Origin of the sequence: Dolichospermum circinale AWQC131C (genome assembly GCF_000426905.1) — a bacterium.
Taxonomy (GTDB): domain Bacteria; phylum Cyanobacteriota; class Cyanobacteriia; order Cyanobacteriales; family Nostocaceae; genus Dolichospermum; species Dolichospermum circinale.
In genome coordinates, this window is sequence record NZ_KE384657.1 from 87837 (window position 1) to 109597 (window position 21761).

Here is a 21761-nt window from a genome sequence, read left to right on the forward strand (position 1 = left end):
TATTGCAGGGTAGTGGAGATGAGATCCATAACCCAGAATTATTAAATGTTTGGTGCGTTACGAAGACAGCTAACACACCCTACGGGAATTAATTTCTGCCGGAAATCCAATTTAACAACGTTGACCTGTGACAATATATGTGACTCGTTGGGCAATGTTGGTGGCGTGGTCTGCCATGCGTTCTAAAGAACGAATGGCTAGGGTTAACAGTAAAATTGGCTCAATTACCCCCGGAAAATCCTGAATGTGAGCAAAGGTTTGATAAAGATGCTCATAAGCATTATCTACAGCATCATCTAACTGATTCATCCGTTGTCCACTGGTTTCGTCTAACTCCGCCAAAGCAACTAAACAAGTAGCTAACATTGCTTGGGCGTGTTGAGACATAATAGCAATCTTCGGTAAAGAACTATGGGGAGGATAGGGAAAGATTTTAATGGCAATATCTGCCAATTCCTTAGCATAATCCCCAATGCGTTCTAAATCGCGGACTAATTGCATAAAAGCACTCAAACACCGTAGATCCTGTTCCGTGGGTGATTGATGGGTGATAATGGTGGTGCAGTCTGATTCTATTTGCCGATAAAAGCGGTCAATTTTTTTATCTAGTCGGGGTATTTGTTCCGCTGCCATTAAGTCGCGGTTAAATAGGGCTTGGTGACAGAGCCGAAATGATTGTTCTACTAAAGCACCCATGCGTAATAAATCCCGTTCTAAACGCCTAATGGAACGTTTTATTTGGGGTGTTTCATGATTCGGTGTATAAAGTACAGTTTCCACGCTGGTCATATTAAAAAAACTATATATTGTCTTAACTATAGTCAAGACTGAGGTGAATTTGTGATCATTTGCGGAAATTGAACTTGTATCCAAGCGCCACCAGTGTCTGGATGGTTCATGGCCTGAATTGAACCACCATGGGCAATAACTATTTGCTGGACAATGGCCAAACCTAAGCCACTACCAGCAATTCCCGTTGTAGAATTTACTTCATTGACTGGTGAACGATAACGGGCTTTATCTCCTCGATAAAACCGTTCAAATACATGAGGTAAGTCACTAATAGCAAAACCAATACCGGCATCAATAATATTTATTTCCAGTATTTGCCTGTGGTCAACAGCAATTATTTTAGTCTCAATGTGAATAGTTGTCGCCGGGGGACTATATTTGATGCTATTATCTAGTAAGTTAACAAATACTTGATAAAGTCGGGATTTATCTGCTCTAATGTAAATGTTTTCTAGTCCAGTATAGGATATACTTAAAGATTGAAGTTGGGCAATTGGTTCTAGAGTTTGCCATGCTGAGGCAATAAGCGATCGCATTTCCACCATTTCTAAGTTTAACTGCATGGTGGGGTTATTTTCTATTTGTGTCAGTTCTAACCAACTTTGTACTAAATTAATCAGTCTATCAACTTCTTGCATCAGCCTATTAACCCAACGATCTAAAGGTGGTTCTAACCGAGTTAACAGGGTTTCCACTACTAGACGAATTGCAGTTAGGGGTGTTCTGAGTTCGTGAGCTAAATCGGAAAAAGAGCGATCGCGTTCTTGCTTGATATCTAGCATCGGCTGACAATTTTCCAAAAATACGCCAACTTGTCCTGTTGGTAAAGGTAAAGTAGAAGCCCGTAGGAACATAGACTTTAATTGTGTCATCACCTTGGCATCTTCACAAGGGGGATGAAAAACCCATTCTTGTACCTGTGGTTTTTGCCAATTACGAGTTTGTTCAATTAACTGATCTAATTCGTAGGATCTGACCAATTCTAATAATAACCGGACTTGTCCTGGTTGCCATCTTTGGAGATATAATATTTCCCGTGCTTGCTGATTACACCACAGCAGTTGGTTTTCTTCGTCTACTTGTAAATATCCCAGGGGTGCAAAATCCAGCAATTCCTGATAGGTAGATAAGGACTGCTGTATATCTTGTCGCTGTCTATTCACGAGGGCAATTTCCTGACGTAAGCGAGGTCTCAGCAGCAGTTTGATATTCGTCATTTTCTGGGCAGGAGAATTGAAGGGTTGCAGTAACCGCTCTAGATACCAGTTCAGATGAACTAGTTGCCAAACCCAAAAACCAAGGCCGACAGCTAAACCCAGTAAAAATCCCAATAAAAACATAGAAGTTGTTAGTTGGTGTATTATCACTCAAAGCTAACAACTATCTTGATTAATTACCCAAATCTGTAACCAAAACCTCTCACAGTAACAATACATTCTGGATGACTGGGATCTATTTCTAATTTTTCTCGTAACCAGCGGATATGAACATCAACAGTTTTACTATCACCAATAAAGTCAGGTCCCCATACCTGATCTAGTAATTGCTCCCGTGACCATACCCGACGGGTATAATTCATAAAGAGTTCTAATAGCCGAAACTCTTTAGGTGACAAATTTACCTCCTCTCCACGCACCATAACCCGACACTCACGAGCATTTAAAGTTATATCTTTGTGCTTGAGAATGGGAGTTTGTGGTGGTACGCTTAAACGTTGGCGACGAAGTAACGCTCGACACCGGGCTACTAATTCCCGCATACTAAATGGTTTGGTGAGATAGTCGTCAGCACCCACTTCTAACCCTAGCACCCGGTCGGTTTCACTACCTTTAGCACTCAGGATTAAAATTGGCACTGAGTTCCCTTGATGACGTAAAAAACGGCAAATATCGAGACCATTGATCTGAGGCAACATTATATCTAATATCACTAAGTCTAAAGATAATTCCTCAGAATTATGTTCATAACTTTTGAGATATTCTACCGCTGCCCGGCCATCACTAGCAGTGATTATATCATATCCTTCCGCCTCCAACGCCACAACTATCATTTCTCGAATCAATTCTTCATCTTCGACTATGAAGATACGGCTGGTTTTTCCAATGTCCGCTTTCGCAGAATATTTAGTTAATTCGCTGGTATACATTAACTTTTTAAGTGTATAACAAAGTCTAGTATATGGGAAATCATGCCAAGAAGATATTGATTTAATTTTTTTCTATTTACTTTATTTGTAAATTTTTGTAGCAGTAATTTTCCGTGAACAGGGAACAGGGAACAGGGAACAGGGAACTTTACTCTTTGTTACTTATGTCGGTTTTTTTCCGTTCACCTACTTATCATCCTTTTGTAGTCAGGGCTTTAGTTAATGTCCGGGATTGAAGTATCTGAATTAACTATGTATGCTACCATCAGGCATAATCGCACCTGTTAAGAACGTTTCACTCATATCTGTAGCATTTAAATTTGCACCTGTTAAATTAACTTCGCACAAATTAGCCTCGCTTAAATCAGCACCACTCAAGTCTGCTCCTTGTAAGTCTGCTTTCCACATTCTCACACCCCCCATTTTCGCACCACTCAGGTTTGCACCCCGGAGATTTGCAGCGGAAATTGAGGCCATGTGTAAATTAGCATCACACAAGTTAGCACCACTTAACAATGCCCCGCTGAGGTCGGATTCGTTTAAATGTGCCATTTCCAATGTAGCTTGAGTTAAATCAGAACCACAAAGAATAATTTCAGATAAGTGCGCCCCTTTTAACTTTGCCCCTTGTAAATTGGCTTTACTCAAATTAGCTCCACTTAAAAAAGCATCTGTCAGATTTGCTCCTCTTAAATCTGCTCTACCAAAATCCACACCACCCAAATTGACTCCTTCTAGGTTTGCTCCTTTTAATACAATGCCATTAAAACTTCTTTCTCCTGTCGCGTATCTAGCTAAAAGTTCTTTAACATTCATATATACACCTTGATAAAAGAAAGAGGGAACAGGGAACAGGGAACAGGGAACAGGGAAGAGATTTTGGATAACTTTACTTTTTGTTACTTATGTCGGTTTTTTTCCGTTCACCTACTTACAATATAACAGCTAACCTTAATGCTTTTGTATTTATGGATAATAGCAATTTAAAACTAGGCAAATATCTAACCTTAGAAGAATTTTGTACCTGCACTCAAACTTATCATAAATACGCCGAAAATATCAACCCCTATCCTCAAAATCTACCAGAAGTAATTCCGGCTTTACAGGATTTAAACAAATTTATCATTGACCCAATTATAGATTATTTTGGTGGAGATAAATTTGATCTTACCTACGGTTTTTGTTCCTCAGACTTAAAAAAGTATCTTGAGAAAAAAGACCCAGTTACAGGTCAAAAAAATGGGCGTGTAGCCCCAAATCTTGACCAACATATGAGCCATGAAATTAACAAAAATGGTCAATATTACTGTCAAAGATTAGGTGCGGCCTGTGATTTTCTAATTAGAGACTTACCCAGCACAGAATTAGTAGAATGGATATTACAAAGTAAACTACCTTTTGATTCCCTGTATTTTTACAGTAACTATCAACCAATTCACATTAGTTATGGACAACAACATAAACGGGATATTTGGACATTTAATAACTTAGGAACACCGACAAAAAAAGGAATTGAAAACTGGATAAAACTAGCAAAACAAACAAAACAAACATAAATCCCTATTCCTCCTCTCTGCGACTCTGGGACTCTGCGTGAGCAAAATTATTATTTTTTTGTCGAGTTCTCAAAGCTGCTTTCAGTGCTTTTAACTTATAAACATCCGCATCTTTGCACCAAATTAACCTATAACCATTAATAACAGTGCAGTTTTCTTTTAAGCATTTTTTCCAACCAGAAAGATGACTAATACTGTGCCAATTATCCAAAAGTCCTCTATTTTCCTCTTGACGAGTTAATTTAGCAAATTTCTCATATTGGGGATAATCGGGAGTGACTAAAGCATCTATTTGGTGTAATATTGGTGGGTCATCTTCTAGATCATAATCTTGATAAGTAACTTGCAAATCTCGTAAATCAATTGTCATCACTTTTGATAAAATTGGGTGGGGGTTGCTATCAAAATCAGGGTAAAATAAATAGGATATTTTCGGTGTTTTTAGATGGAATTTAATCACATTTGCGGCTTCTAATCTGCCAATGGTGCGACTAGCGCAGCCTTCATAAAGCCGTAATAAAGGGTCTATTGCTTGTAATGCGGAAATATGTACCAAAAGGGAATTAGGAAGTTTTTTACCTACTTTGCTTTCTTGACAACGTTTAATGATTAGTTCTGTATTTCCTAAACTACGTAACATTTGATCAGCGTCTAAACAAGCTTGTTTATAACTACTATATAAACCAATTATGTCCTCCTTTACCGCTGGTGCTAATTGTCCTAATCTGGGACGACGGCTAAAATTACAGAGTGCTAAATAAACCATTAGGTCTTGACGGCGTTTGTCAGCGATCGCTTGCCATTCTTCTGAGTCAGTTGCCTGTATAATGACATTAAAAGCCCGGCGTAAACTGCCAAATTCCTGAGCAATTTCCGCCTCTTGGGGTAATTCACCTTTAATGGGCAGTCTTCCCCGTTCTGTGATAAAATTCATCAGGGGAGTCAATAATTCTTGGTGTTCCTGAAACTGTTTCACACAATTACGTATTCTAGGGGTAGTAGCACGAGACCGGAAACGAGAAACCCGAAATAATTCCGCGTCAGCTTCATCTCGAAAGACAAAATAAATACCCAAGTCCACGGGAATAGCATCCACTCCTAACACTTGGTCAATGTAAATTTTTAATTCTTCTTGTTCATAATATTTCTGAAATGTGTTACGATTGGTGATCACCCCGTCGCCATAAGCAATCACACCGCGTTTAATATCGGCTATCAACACCTGAGCAGCTACTAACAGTACCTTTTGAGTCAGTTCCCAGGCTTGAATTAGGGCTTCCCGGCGCTCGCTAGTATTTTCAATGACATTGATCACAAAACCGATATTAACAATATCCGCAGCCATGGGCGGTGTATCTGGGGAATAGTACGGATCCCAGCCAGAACTTATATAACCTTGTTCAGCCATACGAGTCACATCTCCACCATGGCCACAACCGTAATCAAAAAAGGTGGAATCTGGGCTAAATAACCCAGATTCCAGGGCTAAACGGACGGGACGGGATAAATCAGGACGAATAATTGCGGCTTTGTGACGCTCTATTTTTGGGACTATGGTTGTGGCTACAGAACGACTGGGTTGTTGAATTAAGTGATGTCCCTGAATTTCTACTCCAAAAATTTGTAGCCTTTGTTCCCAACCTAACTTAGTACCAATTCCTTTAGTGTGATTAAGGAGTCCTAAATTTATTTCAGCGCGAGTTAAAGCTGCAAAGTCTGCATACAAGGGATATTCTGGGGTAACAAAAGTTTCTTTGCGGTGTAAAATGGGGGGATTTTCCGAATTCCTGTAATCTCGATAACCAACTTCTAGAGTTGCTAAATCCACCTGAATACTATAGTGTAAAGACGGATGAGGGTCTGTATCAAATTCAGGATAAAATAAATAGGAAATTTTGGGTTTATTAGTGCTAAATTTAACTATCGTTGCTGATTGAACTTGAGGTAAAGCCCTACGAACACAACCTTCATATTCTTGCAGCCAAGGGTCAAGAGTATGTAATGCTAAAACATGAATGTAAAAAGCATCTGGTAAAATTTTGCCAAAGGGACTATTTTGGCAATATTGAATTATGTTACCGAGTTCAAGAGGATAAAACTTGGAGAGGTTTTCCTCAAGGGTATTGGTGATATTGTCAGGTTCAAACATGAATCTGTCATCTTGTAAAAATAGAGATAACCTGATTAAAATTACTTTAGTACAAAAAGCTGAAAATGGAAATGAAAAACGTGATAACTTAGACAAAAACCGCTCAAAGCGTCATTTATCTCGGTCCTAGTTGTCCTAGTTGTCCTAGTTGTCCTAGTAGGTTCGTTCTGATATTGATTAAATATAGCAAAAAGAGCCAAAAGGCCAGAAACAAAAATTTGAGATGAGTAAAGTTTTGTTAATTCATATAAATTGACAATTCTTAATTAAAATCAAGATATTTGTCTAATTATTAAATTTTTAATAATACTTATATCTAGTTATAGATTTATGCAGTCACTTAAGATGACAATTGTGTAATCTGAAAACAACTAACTAATGATTAAATAGAGGTCTAATGACTCCCACAATCATGCGTCAGCTTTGGTCTATAATTGAAGCTACCCACACAGTAACACTTTTACAGCTTGATGATGATAGTTTAGTACAGTGGTTGGTAAAACAAATCACTAATCAAGCTTTCTTAGATGCCAGTGAGATTGATTTCCTCTGTGATTATATTCAATCTCGGCTGAGTTTGATTCGTGATTTAGCTTATGAGCGTCAACAAACATGATTAAGTCTTTATGCTACTTAATTCAATTAACTACTGATGGTAAATAACCTTCTACTAAGCAGTCAGAGCCGACAATTCGCCAACTTACCCGTTCCAGAGGTAATGCTTGGGTCATACTGGTTAAACCTAAATCTCCTACAGGCGTGGGAGCATGATTTCCACCAATAATTTTGGGGGCGATAAATGCCATAATTTTTTGGACTGCGCCTTGAGCGATCGCATTAGCTGCTAGAATACCACCACATTCCCATAGTACGCTACAAAAACCGCGCTCATATAAATGAGTCATAACTTGTTCTGGAGTCAGTGATGTAAATTCCAGTACCTCCACCCCTTTTTCCCGCAGCATATTTTGAAAAGTCTGTGAGCTGCCAACCTCCGTCATAACTAAAGTTGGAGCTTCACTGGTATCCCACAATCGAGCTTGTTCTGGTAGATTCAGGCTTCGACTCATCACTACTCGCAGGGGATTATGAGTATTACAGTTGTGGCTAGTTAAATCAGGGTTATCTTGTCTAACCGTGTTTCCACCGACAATAACAGCATCACAAGCGGCTCGTAAGCGATGAACCTCCGCGCGAGCATCTTGATTTGTTACCCAAGCACTATGACCGGAAGTAGTAGCAATTTTGCCATCTAAGGTCATAGCATATTTCAAAATCCCTAAAGGTCGCTGATAGAGAATACGATGAATAAACCCTTCATTTAATCGCCGACAGGCTGCTTCTTCTACGCCGACGACAACTTCTATACCAGCAGCACGTAACCGCGCTATACCGCCACCAGCGACTAAGGGATTAGGATCAACCATTCCCACCACCACCTTAGACACTCCAGCATTAATTAATGCTTCTGAACAGGGAGGAGTGCGTCCATAGTGGTTACAAGGTTCAAGACTGACATAAATAGTGCTTCCTCGCGCTCCTTCTCCCGCTGCTTTCAGGGCAAAAACTTCTGCATGAGGTTCACCCGCACGGGGATGAAATCCTTCCCCCACAACCTCCCCATTTTGAACAACCACCGCCCCGACTAAGGGATTTGGTGAAGTCCGTCCCAAAGCTTTAGCAGCTAGTTCTAGACAGCGTAGCATCATCCTAGAGTCAAAGTCATTAGCGATTTTTTCTGTAACTACAGCCTGTTCTACAAGAGGACTTTGAGGAAAAGATAGAGATGTGAGCGAGATTTCCGGGAGCTTATCCATTGGACTTATGAGTTACGAATTAATTTTATCTGCCGCCACCAGCGATTAAGAGGATAATAAACCACCGGGGCCCACAAACTGCTAAGAATTGCCGAAGCTAGGGTAACACGCTGGTAATAGGTCCAAATGCTGGCTAGATGACGATTTCCTGCCCAAGACAACTGCACAGCAAAAATAGTATCTGCCACCACAGCCATCCCAAATACAATTAAAGCAATAGAAATAAAGTCTTCTTGAATAAACCGCTGTTTTTGAATTAGTGCTGTTAACATCCCTATTATTCCCAAACCCAAGGCATGAGTTGGATCTGGTGATGTCATTGCGTCTTGCAATAGCCCTAAAATAATGCCTGATAGCATACCAGATAATACTGACCGGTTTACACTCCAAGACACTACCCAAATTAGTAGCCAGTTAGGAGTTATACCTAATAACTCCATCCCAGGCAGACGAGTTGGCAACATTAATAAACATAACATCACTGTGTTGAATATTACCATCCAATCTATAAATTGATGCCACCAAGGATGCCATTGGACTAATGGCGGAATCAAAAAACGGGACTTTCGGGCTGGTATGGCTGCTTTTTTGTTCCTTTCTCCAGTAAATCCGGGTATTTTCATCGTTTCGGTAATTGGTAATTATCTTCTGATGCTGTCATTCATACCGCCATTATGCAACCCCTTGTTATTTAACTATCGTTTCGGATATTGCGTTTAGCGAAAATAAAAGATATTATGCAATTAGAGAATATATCACAAATCTAACCATTATGAAGAATATCATGCCTGTCCAAAACCAACCTGTAGAGGCAATTAAGCCTCATTTTCATGTAGTAGATGAACAGTTATCAATCAAATACCTGGAAAATTTACTCAAAGCTCAACCTTCTCCACCAAAATTAGTAGGCGCGGACGGTCAAGAAATTATTATTCCCGACTCAGTATATAAGATATTACTTCAAGCTGTTCATGCAATGGCTTTAGGTAAGGCCATTTCTATAGTCCCCCAAGAGCAAAAATTGACAACACAAGAAGCAGCAGACCTTCTTAAAGTTTCCCGTCCTTACCTGATTAAGTTATTAGATCAAGGTGAAATTCCTTGTATTAGAGTAGGAACACATCGGCGTGTTCGCTTTGATGATTTAATGAAATATAAGGAAGAACGAGATACTAAGCGTCGGGAAGGAATTAAGCAATTTACTCAGTTTTTGGAAGTTGAAGGGTTCTATGATGATGAGAGTAGCGAATTAGATCAGTAAAATGGTACTCTCTGTAATTTTAGATTCCTGTGTCATCTACCCCATGCCCTTACGTGATACTTTGATGCGTGCTGCTGAAGCGGAGTTATACGAACTTCATTTTTCACAAGAAATTCTAGATCGTGTTACTCGCCAACTTGTACAAAATGGAAGAATGAAAACGAATGCTAAAGCAGCATACTTACAGGAGGAAATCAGAAATACTTTCCTGAAGCAATTGTGGAAGTGCCAGAGCATTTAGTTACAAAGATGACAAATAATCCAGATGATCGTCATGTTATTGCTGCTGCTATAGTTGCTAAGGCAGAAGTCATCGTTACTGTTGACATGGATGGTTTTCCCACAGAAGCTTTAGCTCCTTGGGGTATTGAAGCTTGGCACGCCGATGATTTTCTGGTGTACCTTGATGAGCAAAATCCAGGAACAATGATTAAAATTATTTGGGAACAGTCTAATGAGCTTAAAGTTCCAAAAAGTGTTCCTGAGATTATTGACAAGTTAGAAACAACTAATTTAAACAGAAAGAATAGAGTACCAAAATTTACTCATACTATTCGCTGCCAATTCTATGGTGACGTAATTATGCAAATTGCCAAAAAAACATTAGATAAACTAGGTAAAGTAGCACCAGATGGTGGGCGGTACTATGAAGGTAAGCGATATAGTCTTTGGCAAAAAGGGGAAATTTTAACAATTACTGCTAAAGACAACCGTGGTGAGATTCTCAGATTTGAGAATGGGGAAATCGGAGGATATCTTTCATCAGCAGATGTTGAAGTATTCCAAAGATTTGAAAAAAGCTTAGAGCAGCAATTACAAGAAGCTGAAATACAAAAGTCTCAAACTCCATAACCTAACTTTAACCACAAGATGTTAAATCTAGTAACGTTGAATCATAAAAAACCAACGTGAAAGCACAAGTATTTAGAGGCGTAAATCGCCTATCCTACGAAGAAGTCCCAGTTCCCACCCTAGAAGCAGGTGAAGTTCTAGTCCAGGTGCGGGTTGTGGGTTTGTGTCAGTCAGATATTAAAAAGATTCGCTATCCTTTGTATGAACCGCCACGCATATTTGGACATGAAACTGCTGGAACTATTGCGGCTGTTGGTTCTCAGGTGCAAGGGTGGCAGGTAGGACAACGGGTAGCGGTGATGCACCATATACCATGTATGCGTTGCGCCTATTGCTTAAATGATAATTTTTCCATGTGCGATGTTTATAAAAATATCTCCACTAGCGCGGGTTTTAACCCCAGTGGCGGCGGTTTTGCTGAGTATGTGAAAGTTCCAGCCCACATTGTGGAAAATGGTGGCTTAATTCCCATTCCTGATCATATCAGTTTTGAAGAAGCTAGTTTTGTTGAACCTACTAATTGCTGTTTAAAAGCTGTTAAAAAAGCCCAAATTGCACCAGGTCAAACTGTACTGGTAACAGGTGCAGGTCCTATTGGCTTAATGTTTATGATGTTGGTGAAGTTCTTTGGGGCTAAAGCGATCGCTACAGACCTCTTACCTTCTAGAATTGAAAAAGCCCTGGCAGTAGGCGCACAAGCAGCTTTTGATGCCCGTGATCCTGATTTACCCGCCAAAGTTCAAGCTTTGACTGGGGGTATGGGGGTTGATGTCACTTTATTAGCAGTTCCTAGCGATAAAGCGTTTTTTCAAGCTTTGGACTGTACTCGCAAAGGTGGAAAAATCCTATTTTTTGCGGAATTTCCCGATGAATTGACCATTCCCATTAATCCTAATATCCTCTATCGTCGAGAAATAGATCTAATGGGTAGTTATAGCTCGTCCTACCGTTTACAAAGTCTAGCTGCGGATATTGTCTTTAATCGCCGCATTGATGTTAAAGCTTTAATTAGCGATCGCTATCCCCTACAAGATCTACCACAAGCCGTAGACCAAGCGATCGCCCCGACAGCAGAAACTTATAAAATCTTAATCTATCCCTAAGACAACCAGGGGAGAGGGGGAAAGCATTTATGAATTTTTATATCATTTCTCAATTTTGTAGGTTACGCTACAGACTTTTATGTTCTCATGTAGAGTACAAGCAGCATAGAAGAAATATAATCATATTTATTTAAGATTTTGTAGTTTACACTACAGATTTTTGTGTTATCATCAAATTGCAGGAAGTAGGAAATTATTTCTTAGTAAATAAATACAGGGAGGTAGTGTCATGTCTATTCAAGAAAAAGCTCGTCAATTGATGGTACGTCAACATCAGCAAGCTAAAAACCGTCAACAGTCCATGCTGATGCGTGCTGCACAGGAACTTGGTTTGCACGAAGAAATGTCTCACTATTGGAATCCCATTCAAGGTAAGATGGATGCGGCTACCCAGACCCTTTATGGACGCAGCCAAGCGACTATGAGTTAAGAGAAAAAGAAAGCCACCCCAGAGGGTGGCTAAAAAATTAGTTGTACGTTAGTAATTGTTGTAATTAGCAATCGTAATACAAGAAGAATTCATAAGGATGTGGACGCAATTGCATTTGCTTAACTTCATTAGCAATTTTGTAATCAATCCAGTTCTCAATGAAATCTTCAGAGAAAACACCAGTTTCAGTTAAGAAAGCGTGATCATTTTCCAAAGCTTCCAAAGCCAATTCTAAAGAACCGGGAGTGGAAGGAATCTTAGATAATTCTTCTGGGGAAAGTTCATAGATATTTTTATCTAAGGGTTCACCCGGATGAATTTTGTTTTTGATACCGTCAATACCAGCACAAAGCATAGCCGCAAAAGCCAAGTAAGGGTTAGAAGTAGCGTCTGGACAACGAAATTCTAAGCGCTTGGCTTTGGGGTTATCTCCAGAAAGAGGAATGCGGACCGAAGCAGAACGATTACCTTGGGAGTAAGCCAAGTTTACAGGTGCTTCATAACCAGGTACAAGACGCTTGTAAGAGTTTGTTGTGGGGTTAGTGATTGCCAACAACGCTGGAGCGTGTTTGAGAATACCACCAATGTAGTAAAGTCCCATTTCACTCATACCAGCGTACTTGTCACCCGCAAAAAGAGGTTGACCATTTTTCCAGATAGACTGGTGACAGTGCATACCAGAACCATTATCACCAAAAATGGGTTTAGGCATGAAGGTGACAGTTTTGCCATATTTTCTAGCAACGTTCTTAATGACATATTTGTAAGTCATTAACCAGTCAGCAGCTTCAATTAACTTACCAAAACGGAAACCAAGTTCGCACTGACCACCGGTGGCTACCTCATGGTGTTGTTTTTCAATAGGTACACCACAATCTTTCATGATCAACAGCATTTCCGTCCGCATATCTTGAAAGCTGTCTGTGGGAGGTACGGGGAAGTAACCTTCCTTAACGCGGGTTTTATAACCCAGGTTAGGCTTTTCTTCTCTACCAGTATTCCAACGACCTTCTACAGAATCTACATAATAGTAACCTGAGTTAGTGGTTTGGTCGTAGCGGACATCATCAAAAATGAAAAATTCAGCTTCAGGACCAAAGAAAGCTGTATCACCAAGTCCAGTAGAAGCTAAGTAGTCTATGGCTTTTTGGGCAATAACGCGGGGACAACGGTTATACCACTGACCTGTACGAGGTTCTTTAATACTACAAATGATACTTAGAGTTGGTTCTTTCATGAAGGGATCGATCCAAGCAGTGTTGGGATCGAGTACCATTGTCATGTCAGATTCTTCGATACCCTTCCAACCCCGAATACTAGAACCGTCGAAGGGAACACCGTCAGAGAATGAACTTTCATCAATTTGGTCTTGGTACATGGTCAAATGCTGCCAAGTTCCCAGTGTATCAATGAATTTCAGATCAATCATCTGAATTTTTTCGTCTTGAATCTTCTTCAAGATTTCTTTTGGGGTTGCCATTGTTACTTTACTCCTTCTGTAGGCAATTACCTAATATAAACCCAAACCATCATAAGACGTTCTCACCCTGTTACGCTCAACCAAGTTGTCACACACCACCTGAAATATCGTAAATAGTTAACTTGACATGATTTTGTCATGTTAGTTACAGATTGTCTGGATTACAGGTTATGTTAACCTTTCTTTCGTAATTTGTACAAAACTATAAACTTTATCATCAAGGGTCAACTTTGGCATAAAATCCTTAAGTAGTAGATGAATAGTTTTGTGCCAAAGTCTATTTTATGCGAATTGGCACAAAATTCTATTGGTGCGTAATTGCAGCCAATTTAATATCAAACCATAAATAGTTGACAATTGGGAGAAAAAAATGCGCGATGCCGTTACAACTTTAATTAAGAATTATGACGTAACCGGTCGTTATTTTGACCGGAACGCCATTGATAGTCTCAAATCTTACTTTGAGAGTGGAACAGCCAGAATACAAGCCGCAGCAGCAATTAATGCTAATGCAGCCGCAATTGTTAAACAAGCTGGTGCAAAGTTATTTGAACAGTTACCAGAATTAATTCGTCCCGGTGGTAATGCTTATACAACTCGTCGTTTTGCGGCTTGTTTACGGGATATGGACTATTATCTGCGCTATGCTACCTATGCGTTAGTTGCGGGTAATATGAATGTACTTGACGAGCGTGTGTTACAAGGACTACGGGAAACTTACAATTCCTTGGGTGTACCCATTGGTTCAACAGTGCAAGGTATCCAGATTATGAAGGATCTTGTTAAAGAACAAGTAGCAGTTGCGGGTATTACCAATGCTGCTTTTGTGGATGAGCCTTTTGATTATATCACTCGTGAGTTGAGTGAGATTGATGTTTAGGACTTAATTGTTAGGGGTAATTCATATTACCCCTAGATGTTATTTCGCGCAAAGGTACAAAGTCGTAAAGTTAAAGATCTTCAATTTTTTAACAATTTTTTAATGTTATGATTTCATATTTTTAATGTTATGATTCATAATCAAACCTCCGTGTTCTCTGTGCCTGGAGTGGTTCGTTAAATAAAATAATTTATTGGCAGTCCATTTTGATATAAAAATGATTTATAATATGAATACTGTGCAACACTGTGCAACCAAAAACAGAAATTATTCTAGTTAATACTATTAAAATTGTATGAAACCAGAAATCATTGCCTTAATGAAAACTGTTCTGCATATATTACAAGTGAATATGCGGTGGATGACATGGAATTTATTTTTAGCTTTTATTCCCCTAGCTTTAAGTGTTTGGTTATTTCGCAATAAACGTAGTCGTTCTTGGTTACGTTGGCCAGTATCTCTGACTTTTTACGCTTTTTTACCAAACGCACCTTATTTATTAACTGATGTTATTCACTTAATACATGATATTCGCACAGTCCAGTCAATATGGATGATTACATTAGTCTTAATTCCTGTTTATTTTGTAGTAATTTTCTCCGGTTTTGCAGCCTATGTCATATCATTAATAAACCTGGGTTATTATTTACATCGCATTGATAAAAGTAAATGGATTTTTCCAGTTGAGTTAATTACTCACGCGCTTTGTGCTGTGGGTATTTATTGGGGAAGATTTTTACGTTTTAATAGTTGGGATTTTGTCACTCAACCAGATGAAATAATTACAAAAGGTCTGGAGGAACTTCTTGGTAAAGAACCATTAATTATCATTACCCTCACTTTTATCATTCTTTGCGGTTTACATTGGTTGCTGAAAAAAATTATTCTGAATTTTGTTGATAGAGGTTTTGATCCACGTGATAAAGTTCAGGTTCGTCATATTCACAGGTTTTAATTCAGATGATAAAATTCATCGTTTTAATTAGATAATATTGTAGATGACTAAAAGGTGACTAAGTAGATGAACAGAAAAATTTAAAGGTATGTGAAGAAAAGTAAAATCACTCAAAACTCTCTTCCTGTTCCCTGTTCCCTGTTCCCTGTTCCCTTGCCCCAACGACAATTTTTAACGCCCACCTACTTAAAATCTGCAATTCGGAGATTTTGTAAGCATTAAAGAAGGTAACATTGGTTAAACAAAGATTAGATACATTATTAGTTGATTTGGGATTGTCTCCTTCTCGTCAACAAGCACAAAGACTTATTCAAGCTGGAGAAGTAACTGTAAATCAACAAATAATTGATAAGGTAGGAACTGAGGTTGATATTACCGCACAAATTCAAGTTAAAGAACGTCCTCTTTTTGTTTCTCGTGGTGGAGAAAAATTGGCTAAAGCTTTAGCACAATTTGCGATTTCTGTAAGGGGAAGAATTTGTTTAGATGGTGGAATTTCTACCGGAGGTTTTACAGATTGTTTGTTAAAATCTGGTGCGAAACAAGTTTATGGAATTGATGTCGGTTATGGACAAGTTGACTGGAAAATCAGAAATGATCAAAGGGTAATTTTAAGGGAACGCACGAATTTACGTCAATTACAACCACAGGAATTATATACTGAAAATGCTATATTTCCTGATTTGGTGGTTGTGGATGTTTCGTTTATTTCTCTGACTAAAATTTTACCTGCTATCTGGGGATTAACACAACCTTCCAGAGAGGCTGTATTGCTGGTAAAACCTCAATTTGAAGTCGGGAAGTCTCGCATAGGAAAAAAAGGCGTTGTGCGTGATTCTGATGACCAAGCAGATGCGATTTTTCAGGTGATGCAAAAGGCTTTAGAATTAGGTTGGAAATATAAAGGTTTAACTTATTCCCCCATAACTGGACCTGCGGGAAATATTGAATATCTTTTGTGGTTAAAAATGGAAAGCGATATTATACCACCAACCTTAGCTACTATTCAAGACATTACTAAACAAGTAATTCAAGAGTTCATCAAAAAATAATCAATAATTAAACTTTACAGTCTTTCTGTAAATAAAATTATCAATTATGTAAACTTATTCATTACTAATGTAACGTCATACACTCATAATGTCGTGCTATACATTAATTATGTAATATCATCAAATAAGAATAGATTTAAAAAACTAATAATGCAAGATTAAACAATAGCATTGTTGCAAATTATATAAAAATCTAAATAAACTCATTTAGTATATAAATCCCCGACTTTTGCAATAAATCGGAGATTTGAATATCTATTTTTTTTGAAGTGTAGCTATTTAAGTTAAATATCGTAAATTAAACACTCCAAAGCGTCTGGATACATTTCACAATATTCTTCTAAACTTGTTTTTCGGTGTTTTACTTGTTTTTGATAGGCTTTTTCTACTTCCAATTTTTCAACAACATTCCAAGCTAATACACAATTAATAGAACTATTACCATTTTCTTCGCAAGTTGTTCTGGCTTTAACAATAGCTTCAAAAATTGCTTCTTCAATGGGTTTTTTACAATTAATAACTTCATTTAGGAATGTCATGATCAGATTACCTTTGTTGAGGAAAATAAAAGTTGATTAAGAACTTTAATGATTACTAATAAATAATTTTTACTTGCGTTTACATAAAAACGCAAATAAATATAGGAATCTAGTTTAATTTTTGAAAAGATATGTAAGCTATACTAAACAGCGTAACATACTAAATTTTTGACATTGTATTCAAAAATAAAATAGTAATCCTATGTAATTATTCAAAATTAGTAAACTCTTTTTGAGATTAACAATTCAAATATTTATTTTTAGTTAATTTATATACTTTTTTATCTTATAATGATATAATCCTGACTTACTTATTCACAAGTAATAATTTATCAATGCTAAAATATTAAATAATTAAAATATTTGACAATAGGTTTGATTCCTTGGTGTCAATTTGATTTTTAGTAGTAAATATTGCAATAGTGTAAAGATATCAACCATGATTTATTTATTGTTTTTGAGTTGTCATTTTAGAAGACTATAAATCTACTACATTAGTCCTCTTTTTATACTCTTTTTTAATGAAGGTATGATGACAAGGATAATTTATTTTTTGGAAGCCCCTGAGAAAAATTTTGTGTAGATGATATGGATCATATCAAAACTGGTTAAAATAAAAGAAACATTGATTGCATTTTTAGGATGATACCAGAATCAAATATTGAAGATGTTCAAGAACCAATTTCCAGCGCACCACCAGAGGTAAAGCAAATTATTGAAAAAGTCTGGAGATTAGAAAAAAGTAGATTAGATAGAAAAAGCAAAGGCCATATTAATGATGATATTCTCACAATTGTTAAGGAAGCAGTACAATGAGGCTAACTTCTATTAAATTATGTAATTTTCGTTCCTTTTATGGAAAAACTCCAGAGATAATTTTAGCTAATGGAGATATTCGCAATACAACGATGATTTATGGTAGTAATGGAGCAGGTAAAACTAGTATTTTGAATGGGTTTACTTGGGTTTTATATGAGAAATTTAGTGCTGCTTTTGCGTCAACCGAACAGTTAGTAAATAAACGGGCGATCGCAGAATCTCAACCTGGTCAACCTGTAGAATGTTCAGTAGAAATTGGTTGGGAACATGAAAATATTCGCTATCGTGCTAAACGTGGTTGTCGAGTCTATAAAAACCAAAGTGATTTAATAGAAACTGGTAAGACTCAGTTAACTATGTGGTTAGGTGGAGATGATGGTCAATGGAAAATTCCTAATCAGTTTCCAGAGGAAATCATTACCCAAATTCTACCATTAAGTTTACATCAATATTTTTTCTTTGACGGTGAACGTATTGAGGAAATTGTGCGTTCTCATAATAAAGCGGAAATTGCAGAAGCAATTAGAATTTTTTTAGGTGTGGAAGTAATTGAACTTTCTATTAAACACTTGAAAGAAGCAAAAAAGTCTTTAGAAACTGAGTTTAAAAATATTGGTGATTCAGAAACTAAACAGTTATTGACCAAGCAACAAAAACAAGAATTAGAAATTGAAACCATTAATAAACGTCAAACGGAAATAAATCAAGAATTAGAATATCAACAGGTATTTAAAAAGGAGGTCAGTAATAAACTAAGAGAATTGAGTGCTGTTAAAGAATTACAGGAAAAAAGGCAAAATTTAGAATCGCAAAGAAATAGTTTGCGATCAGAATTGAAAAAAACACGGGAGAATTTAAAAAAAGTTATTTCCGCACGGGGTTATACTGTTTTGCTAACAGAAACTACCGCTAAATTTCGGGAAATATTTACAGATTTAAAAAAACGTGGTGAATTAACAGCAGGGATTTCGCGGGAATTTGTCAATGATTTACTGAATACTGGACGTTGTATTTGTGGTGCAGATTTAAGGGAAGGAACTCATACTCATTTTCATGTGAAGAATCTCATGCGAAAAGCCGGTTCTTCAACTGTAGAAGAAACCGCAATTAGAATGAGCGCACAAGTTGATGAAATTGATAAACAAGCTGTTGCTTTTTGGGAAGAAGCGGATAGGGAACAATTAAGAATTCAACAGTTGAGGGAAAATCTCAATCAAGTCGAATTGGAATTAACAACTATTGAAGAACAATTACGAAAAGATCCCAATGAGGAAATTAGTAATTTACAAAAACGTCTGGATGAAATTGAATCTAAAATTGATGAATTAAATCGGGAACAAGGTGCAAATCACCAGGAACTTTCTCACTTAAAAATAAGTATGGATACTTTGATCAAACAAATATCTAAGCAAAAACAAAATGAGGAAAAACAATTTTTATCACAGCGTCGTATTAATGCTACTCAGGATGCTATTGAACGATTGTCAGAAGTGAAAAACCGTCAAGAAAATCAGTTTCGTCTGCAATTGGAACAGCGAGTACAGGAAATCTTTTCAGAGATTTCTTTTACTCCCTATATTCCCAAAATTAGCGAAAACTATGAATTAAGTTTAGTGGAAAATACCACGGGAATTGAAGCACCAGTCGCAGCTTCTACGGGAGAAAATCAAATTCTAAGTCTGTCTTTCATTGCTAGTATTATTGATAAGGTGCGCGAGTGGAGTGAGAAGAAAAAAATGATGATGGTTCCCGATAGTAGCACTTTTCCCATTGTTATGGATTCCCCTTTTGGGAGTTTAGATGCTAATTCCCGTCGTCACATTGCGCGTACTATTCCTAAGTTAGCAAATCAGTTGGTTGTGTTGGTGACTAAAACTCAATGGAGGATAGAAGTTGAGGAGGAAATTGTTGATAAAATCGGGAAGGAATATGTTTTGGTTTATTATTCTTCTAAGCCTAATTGTGAACAGGATTTTATTGAGTTACACGGGGAACGATATTCTTTGGTGCGACAGAGTTTGAATGGTTTTGAATATACGGAAATTGTTGAAGTGGAACGGAATTAATATATCTCACCCAAAGTCGCAAAGGAGGAAGAAAATTATGGTTGTTAGTTCTTTAAGTTTGGTGACAGATAGTTGGGTAAAGGTAAGTTGGGATGAATTTCTGGAAGTTGCTGAACATTCTGATTATCAGCACGGAAGATTTTATTTTTATCAAAATTATATGAGGGTAGAAATGTTACCAGTTGGTTCAATTCATGGAAATAATCATAATGTTGTTGCAAATGTTGTGAATTTTTATGCGACATTGAAAAACATTAAAATTAAAGGTTGGGTAAATACCAGTTTTCGCAGGACGAGTGAAGGAGAATGTCAACCTGATTTAGCTTTTTATATTGGGGATAAAATCAAATTTCCACCTTTGAATAATTCTCCTGTCAATATTAATGAGTTAGCAGCGCCGACTCTAGTGGTAGAAGTTGCTGCTTCTTCTATTAATGATGATTTGGGTTTTAAGCGACTACTCTATGAACGATTAGGTGTAAAGGAATATTGGGTAATGAATGCTAATAATAATGATATTATTGCTTTTGAAATTATTGACGGTGGGAGTAGAAGAATTGAGGAGTCCAAGGTTTTACCAGGTTTACAAATAGCTATTGTTCAGGAAGCTATTCAACGTAGTTTAACTCAAGATGATGGTGAAGTTAATCGCTGGTTGTTGCAAATTTTTAGTTAATTTATTTAGTTAATTTATTTTACGGAAAATCAGGAGGTAAATGTTATGGTTGCTAATTTTGATACAAGTTATATGAGTCCTTTGGAGTATTTGGAGTGGGAGGAAAAGCAAGATATTAAATATGAATATATCAATGGTGAAGTTTTTGCTATGACTGGGGGAACTATTCCTCATACTACTATTGCTTTAAATTTAGCTTCTGGGTTGAAAAATCATTTGCGTGGTGGTAATTGTCGTCCTTTTATGGCAGATGCTAAAGTGGGTATATCGGAAAATGGTCCGTTTATTTATCCTGATGTTGTTGTTAGTTGTCACCCTAAAGATAAAAAAGCGATTAAGTTTATTCAATTTCCTTGTTTAGTCGTTGAGGTGCTTTCTTCGAGTACGGAAGCTTATGATAGGGGGGGTAAGTTTCAGTTATATAGACAGATTCCAACTTTGCAGGAATATGTTTTAATTAGTGCTGATAAGGTAGGTTTGGATTGTTTTCGGTTAAATGATAGGGGTTTATGGGAGTTACATCCTTTTGTTGAGGGTGATGAGGTACATTTAGTTAGTGTTGATTTTACTTTTCCTCTTTCTCTGGTTTATGAGGATGTTTTTTGATTCTTTGTTTCGCGCACAGTCGCAAAGAAGAGGGTAAGATTGTGGTATTAGTAAGTTAGCGTTGGTTTATGATGTTAAGGGTGTAGATTTTATAATTATGGCGGAAACTGGTAGAATCAGGGTTGCTAAGGATAAAGCTGAGTTGGTAAAAAGTTTAACTTCTGCTGATGGGGGAACTGGTCCTTTTCAGACTTTCGCTGATGTGATTGTTTTTGCGGCTGCTTTGGGTGTAAAGTATAAAAAGCGTATTCCTTTGGGGGAAATTTCTAAACGTGAACCTGCTCCAATTAGGTTAGAAGTTTTTGCCACAATGGGACATGATATATTAATTAAATTATTGGGAATTACAGAAACTCAAGATATTATTATTTTGTCTCCTCATGGGGAAGAACACGAAAAACAACGTAATGGAATTTTTGAAGAATACGCTAATGGTGGACTAGAAATATTACAAAATGAGTTAAGAGGTGCGGTAGATTATTCTGAGCGGATTTTACTATTTCTCAGTTATGAAAGAGCAAATAATCCAAAAGAGGACGAGGAATTTGATTTAACTAAATTCCTCAGTTGAGTTAGGGTATG

The 21761-nt window shown here is 37.4% G+C and carries 24 protein-coding genes; 15 read left to right on the forward strand and 9 right to left on the reverse strand.

The window, feature by feature from the left end:
• Positions 1-111 precede the first annotated feature (111 nt).
• The 4 genes from phoU to ACIR131C_RS0120505 form a co-directional block, all read right to left on the reverse strand.
• A complete protein-coding gene (phoU, locus tag ACIR131C_RS0120490; protein WP_417033373.1) occupies positions 112-789 on the reverse strand; it encodes a phosphate signaling complex protein PhoU in 678 nt (225 codons plus the stop codon).
• A 32-nt stretch (positions 790-821) separates the two neighbouring features.
• Positions 822-2132: a sensor histidine kinase gene (locus ACIR131C_RS0120495; RefSeq protein ID WP_028091658.1), complete on the reverse strand. Its 1311-nt coding sequence runs from the start codon at positions 2130-2132 to the stop codon at positions 822-824.
• Positions 2133-2185: 53 nt separating this feature from the next.
• Positions 2186-2938 carry a winged helix-turn-helix domain-containing protein gene (locus ACIR131C_RS0120500; RefSeq protein ID WP_028091659.1) on the reverse strand — a complete coding sequence of 251 codons (753 nt, stop codon included), beginning with the start codon at positions 2936-2938 and terminating at the stop codon, positions 2186-2188.
• 246 nt (positions 2939-3184) lie between these two features.
• Positions 3185-3754 (reverse strand): pentapeptide repeat-containing protein, encoded by a 570-nt coding sequence (locus ACIR131C_RS0120505; RefSeq protein ID WP_028091660.1) that lies wholly within the window; start codon positions 3752-3754, stop codon positions 3185-3187.
• Between the two features lie 152 nt (positions 3755-3906).
• Between ACIR131C_RS0120505 and ACIR131C_RS0120510 the strand changes: the two genes are divergently transcribed.
• The gene (locus tag ACIR131C_RS0120510; RefSeq protein ID WP_028091661.1) at positions 3907-4494 is read left to right on the forward strand and encodes a hypothetical protein; all 588 of its coding nucleotides are present in this window, start codon (positions 3907-3909) and stop codon (positions 4492-4494) included.
• 4 nt (positions 4495-4498) lie between these two features.
• On the opposite strand, the gene ACIR131C_RS0120515 is transcribed toward ACIR131C_RS0120510, so the two are convergent.
• Positions 4499-6643 (reverse strand): DNA phosphorothioation-associated putative methyltransferase, encoded by a 2145-nt coding sequence (locus ACIR131C_RS0120515; RefSeq protein WP_051347649.1) that lies wholly within the window; start codon positions 6641-6643, stop codon positions 4499-4501.
• A gap of 397 nt (positions 6644-7040) precedes the next feature.
• Between ACIR131C_RS0120515 and ACIR131C_RS0120520 the strand changes: the two genes are divergently transcribed.
• Positions 7041-7259 carry a hypothetical protein gene (locus ACIR131C_RS0120520; protein WP_028085144.1) on the forward strand — a complete coding sequence of 73 codons (219 nt, stop codon included), beginning with the start codon at positions 7041-7043 and terminating at the stop codon, positions 7257-7259.
• Positions 7260-7281: 22 nt separating this feature from the next.
• Here ACIR131C_RS0120520 and ribD read toward each other — a convergent pair whose 3' ends face one another.
• Together ribD and mreD are read right to left on the reverse strand one after the other, a co-directional pair.
• The gene (gene ribD, locus ACIR131C_RS0120525) at positions 7282-8460 is read right to left on the reverse strand and encodes a bifunctional diaminohydroxyphosphoribosylaminopyrimidine deaminase/5-amino-6-(5-phosphoribosylamino)uracil reductase RibD (RefSeq protein WP_028091663.1); all 1179 of its coding nucleotides are present in this window, start codon (positions 8458-8460) and stop codon (positions 7282-7284) included.
• Between the two features lie 5 nt (positions 8461-8465).
• A complete protein-coding gene (mreD, locus tag ACIR131C_RS0120530; RefSeq protein ID WP_028091664.1) occupies positions 8466-9083 on the reverse strand; it encodes a rod shape-determining protein MreD in 618 nt (205 codons plus the stop codon).
• 161 nt (positions 9084-9244) lie between these two features.
• Here mreD and ACIR131C_RS0120535 point away from each other — a divergent pair, with 161 nt between their 5' ends.
• The 5 genes from ACIR131C_RS0120535 to gifA all read left to right on the forward strand — a co-directional run bounded on the left by ACIR131C_RS0120535 (position 9245) and on the right by gifA (position 12106).
• On the forward strand, positions 9245-9721 hold the full coding sequence (locus ACIR131C_RS0120535) for a helix-turn-helix domain-containing protein (protein ID WP_035372644.1): 477 nt from the start codon (positions 9245-9247) through the stop codon (positions 9719-9721).
• A 1-nt stretch (position 9722) separates the two neighbouring features.
• Entirely contained in the window at positions 9723-9962 is a 240-nt protein-coding gene (locus tag ACIR131C_RS26375) for a PIN domain-containing protein (protein ID WP_071604981.1), read from the forward strand.
• An 8-nt stretch (positions 9963-9970) separates the two neighbouring features.
• Positions 9971-10573, forward strand: coding sequence for a hypothetical protein (locus ACIR131C_RS23705; RefSeq protein WP_071604982.1), 603 nt, complete (start codon positions 9971-9973; stop codon positions 10571-10573).
• Between the two features lie 56 nt (positions 10574-10629).
• On the forward strand, positions 10630-11676 hold the full coding sequence (locus ACIR131C_RS0120545) for a zinc-dependent dehydrogenase (protein WP_028091666.1): 1047 nt from the start codon (positions 10630-10632) through the stop codon (positions 11674-11676).
• 229 nt (positions 11677-11905) lie between these two features.
• Positions 11906-12106, forward strand: a complete 201-nt coding sequence (gene gifA, locus ACIR131C_RS0120550; RefSeq protein ID WP_028091667.1) for a glutamine synthetase inactivation factor IF7A — start codon at positions 11906-11908, stop codon at positions 12104-12106.
• Positions 12107-12170: 64 nt separating this feature from the next.
• On the opposite strand, the gene glnA is transcribed toward gifA, so the two are convergent.
• A complete protein-coding gene (glnA, locus tag ACIR131C_RS0120555) occupies positions 12171-13586 on the reverse strand; it encodes a type I glutamate--ammonia ligase (RefSeq protein ID WP_028091668.1) in 1416 nt (471 codons plus the stop codon).
• Positions 13587-13956: 370 nt separating this feature from the next.
• On the opposite strand from glnA, the gene apcB reads away from it, so the two are divergent.
• The 3 genes from apcB (at position 13957) to ACIR131C_RS0120570 (ending at position 16473) form a co-directional block, all read left to right on the forward strand.
• Positions 13957-14466: an allophycocyanin subunit beta gene (apcB, locus tag ACIR131C_RS0120560; protein ID WP_028091669.1), complete on the forward strand. Its 510-nt coding sequence runs from the start codon at positions 13957-13959 to the stop codon at positions 14464-14466.
• Positions 14467-14761: 295 nt separating this feature from the next.
• Entirely contained in the window at positions 14762-15421 is a 660-nt protein-coding gene (locus tag ACIR131C_RS0120565) for a DUF1361 domain-containing protein (RefSeq protein WP_028091670.1), read from the forward strand.
• A gap of 233 nt (positions 15422-15654) precedes the next feature.
• Complete coding sequence (locus ACIR131C_RS0120570; RefSeq protein ID WP_028091671.1) at positions 15655-16473, forward strand: TlyA family RNA methyltransferase; 819 nt, start codon at positions 15655-15657, stop codon at positions 16471-16473.
• Between the two features lie 284 nt (positions 16474-16757).
• Here the strand turns inward: ACIR131C_RS0120570 and ACIR131C_RS0120575 are convergent, their stop codons facing one another.
• Positions 16758-17012 carry a Calvin cycle protein CP12 gene (locus ACIR131C_RS0120575; RefSeq protein WP_028091672.1) on the reverse strand — a complete coding sequence of 85 codons (255 nt, stop codon included), beginning with the start codon at positions 17010-17012 and terminating at the stop codon, positions 16758-16760.
• Positions 17013-17654: 642 nt separating this feature from the next.
• On the opposite strand from ACIR131C_RS0120575, the gene ACIR131C_RS25805 reads away from it, so the two are divergent.
• From ACIR131C_RS25805 to ACIR131C_RS0120600, 5 genes are all read left to right on the forward strand, one after another.
• A complete protein-coding gene (locus tag ACIR131C_RS25805) occupies positions 17655-17828 on the forward strand; it encodes a hypothetical protein (RefSeq protein ID WP_155963214.1) in 174 nt (57 codons plus the stop codon).
• Positions 17825-19897 carry an AAA family ATPase gene (locus ACIR131C_RS0120585; protein ID WP_028091673.1) on the forward strand — a complete coding sequence of 691 codons (2073 nt, stop codon included), beginning with the start codon at positions 17825-17827 and terminating at the stop codon, positions 19895-19897. The genes ACIR131C_RS25805 and ACIR131C_RS0120585 overlap by 4 nt, the downstream gene beginning before the upstream one ends.
• Before the next feature lie 37 nt (positions 19898-19934).
• Complete coding sequence (locus ACIR131C_RS0120590) at positions 19935-20573, forward strand: Uma2 family endonuclease (protein WP_028091674.1); 639 nt, start codon at positions 19935-19937, stop codon at positions 20571-20573.
• A gap of 45 nt (positions 20574-20618) precedes the next feature.
• Positions 20619-21179, forward strand: coding sequence for a Uma2 family endonuclease (locus ACIR131C_RS0120595; protein WP_028091675.1), 561 nt, complete (start codon positions 20619-20621; stop codon positions 21177-21179).
• A gap of 97 nt (positions 21180-21276) precedes the next feature.
• Positions 21277-21750 carry a DNA phosphorothioation-associated protein 4 gene (locus ACIR131C_RS0120600; protein ID WP_028091676.1) on the forward strand — a complete coding sequence of 158 codons (474 nt, stop codon included), beginning with the start codon at positions 21277-21279 and terminating at the stop codon, positions 21748-21750.
• The last annotated feature ends 11 nt before the right edge of the window (positions 21751-21761 follow it).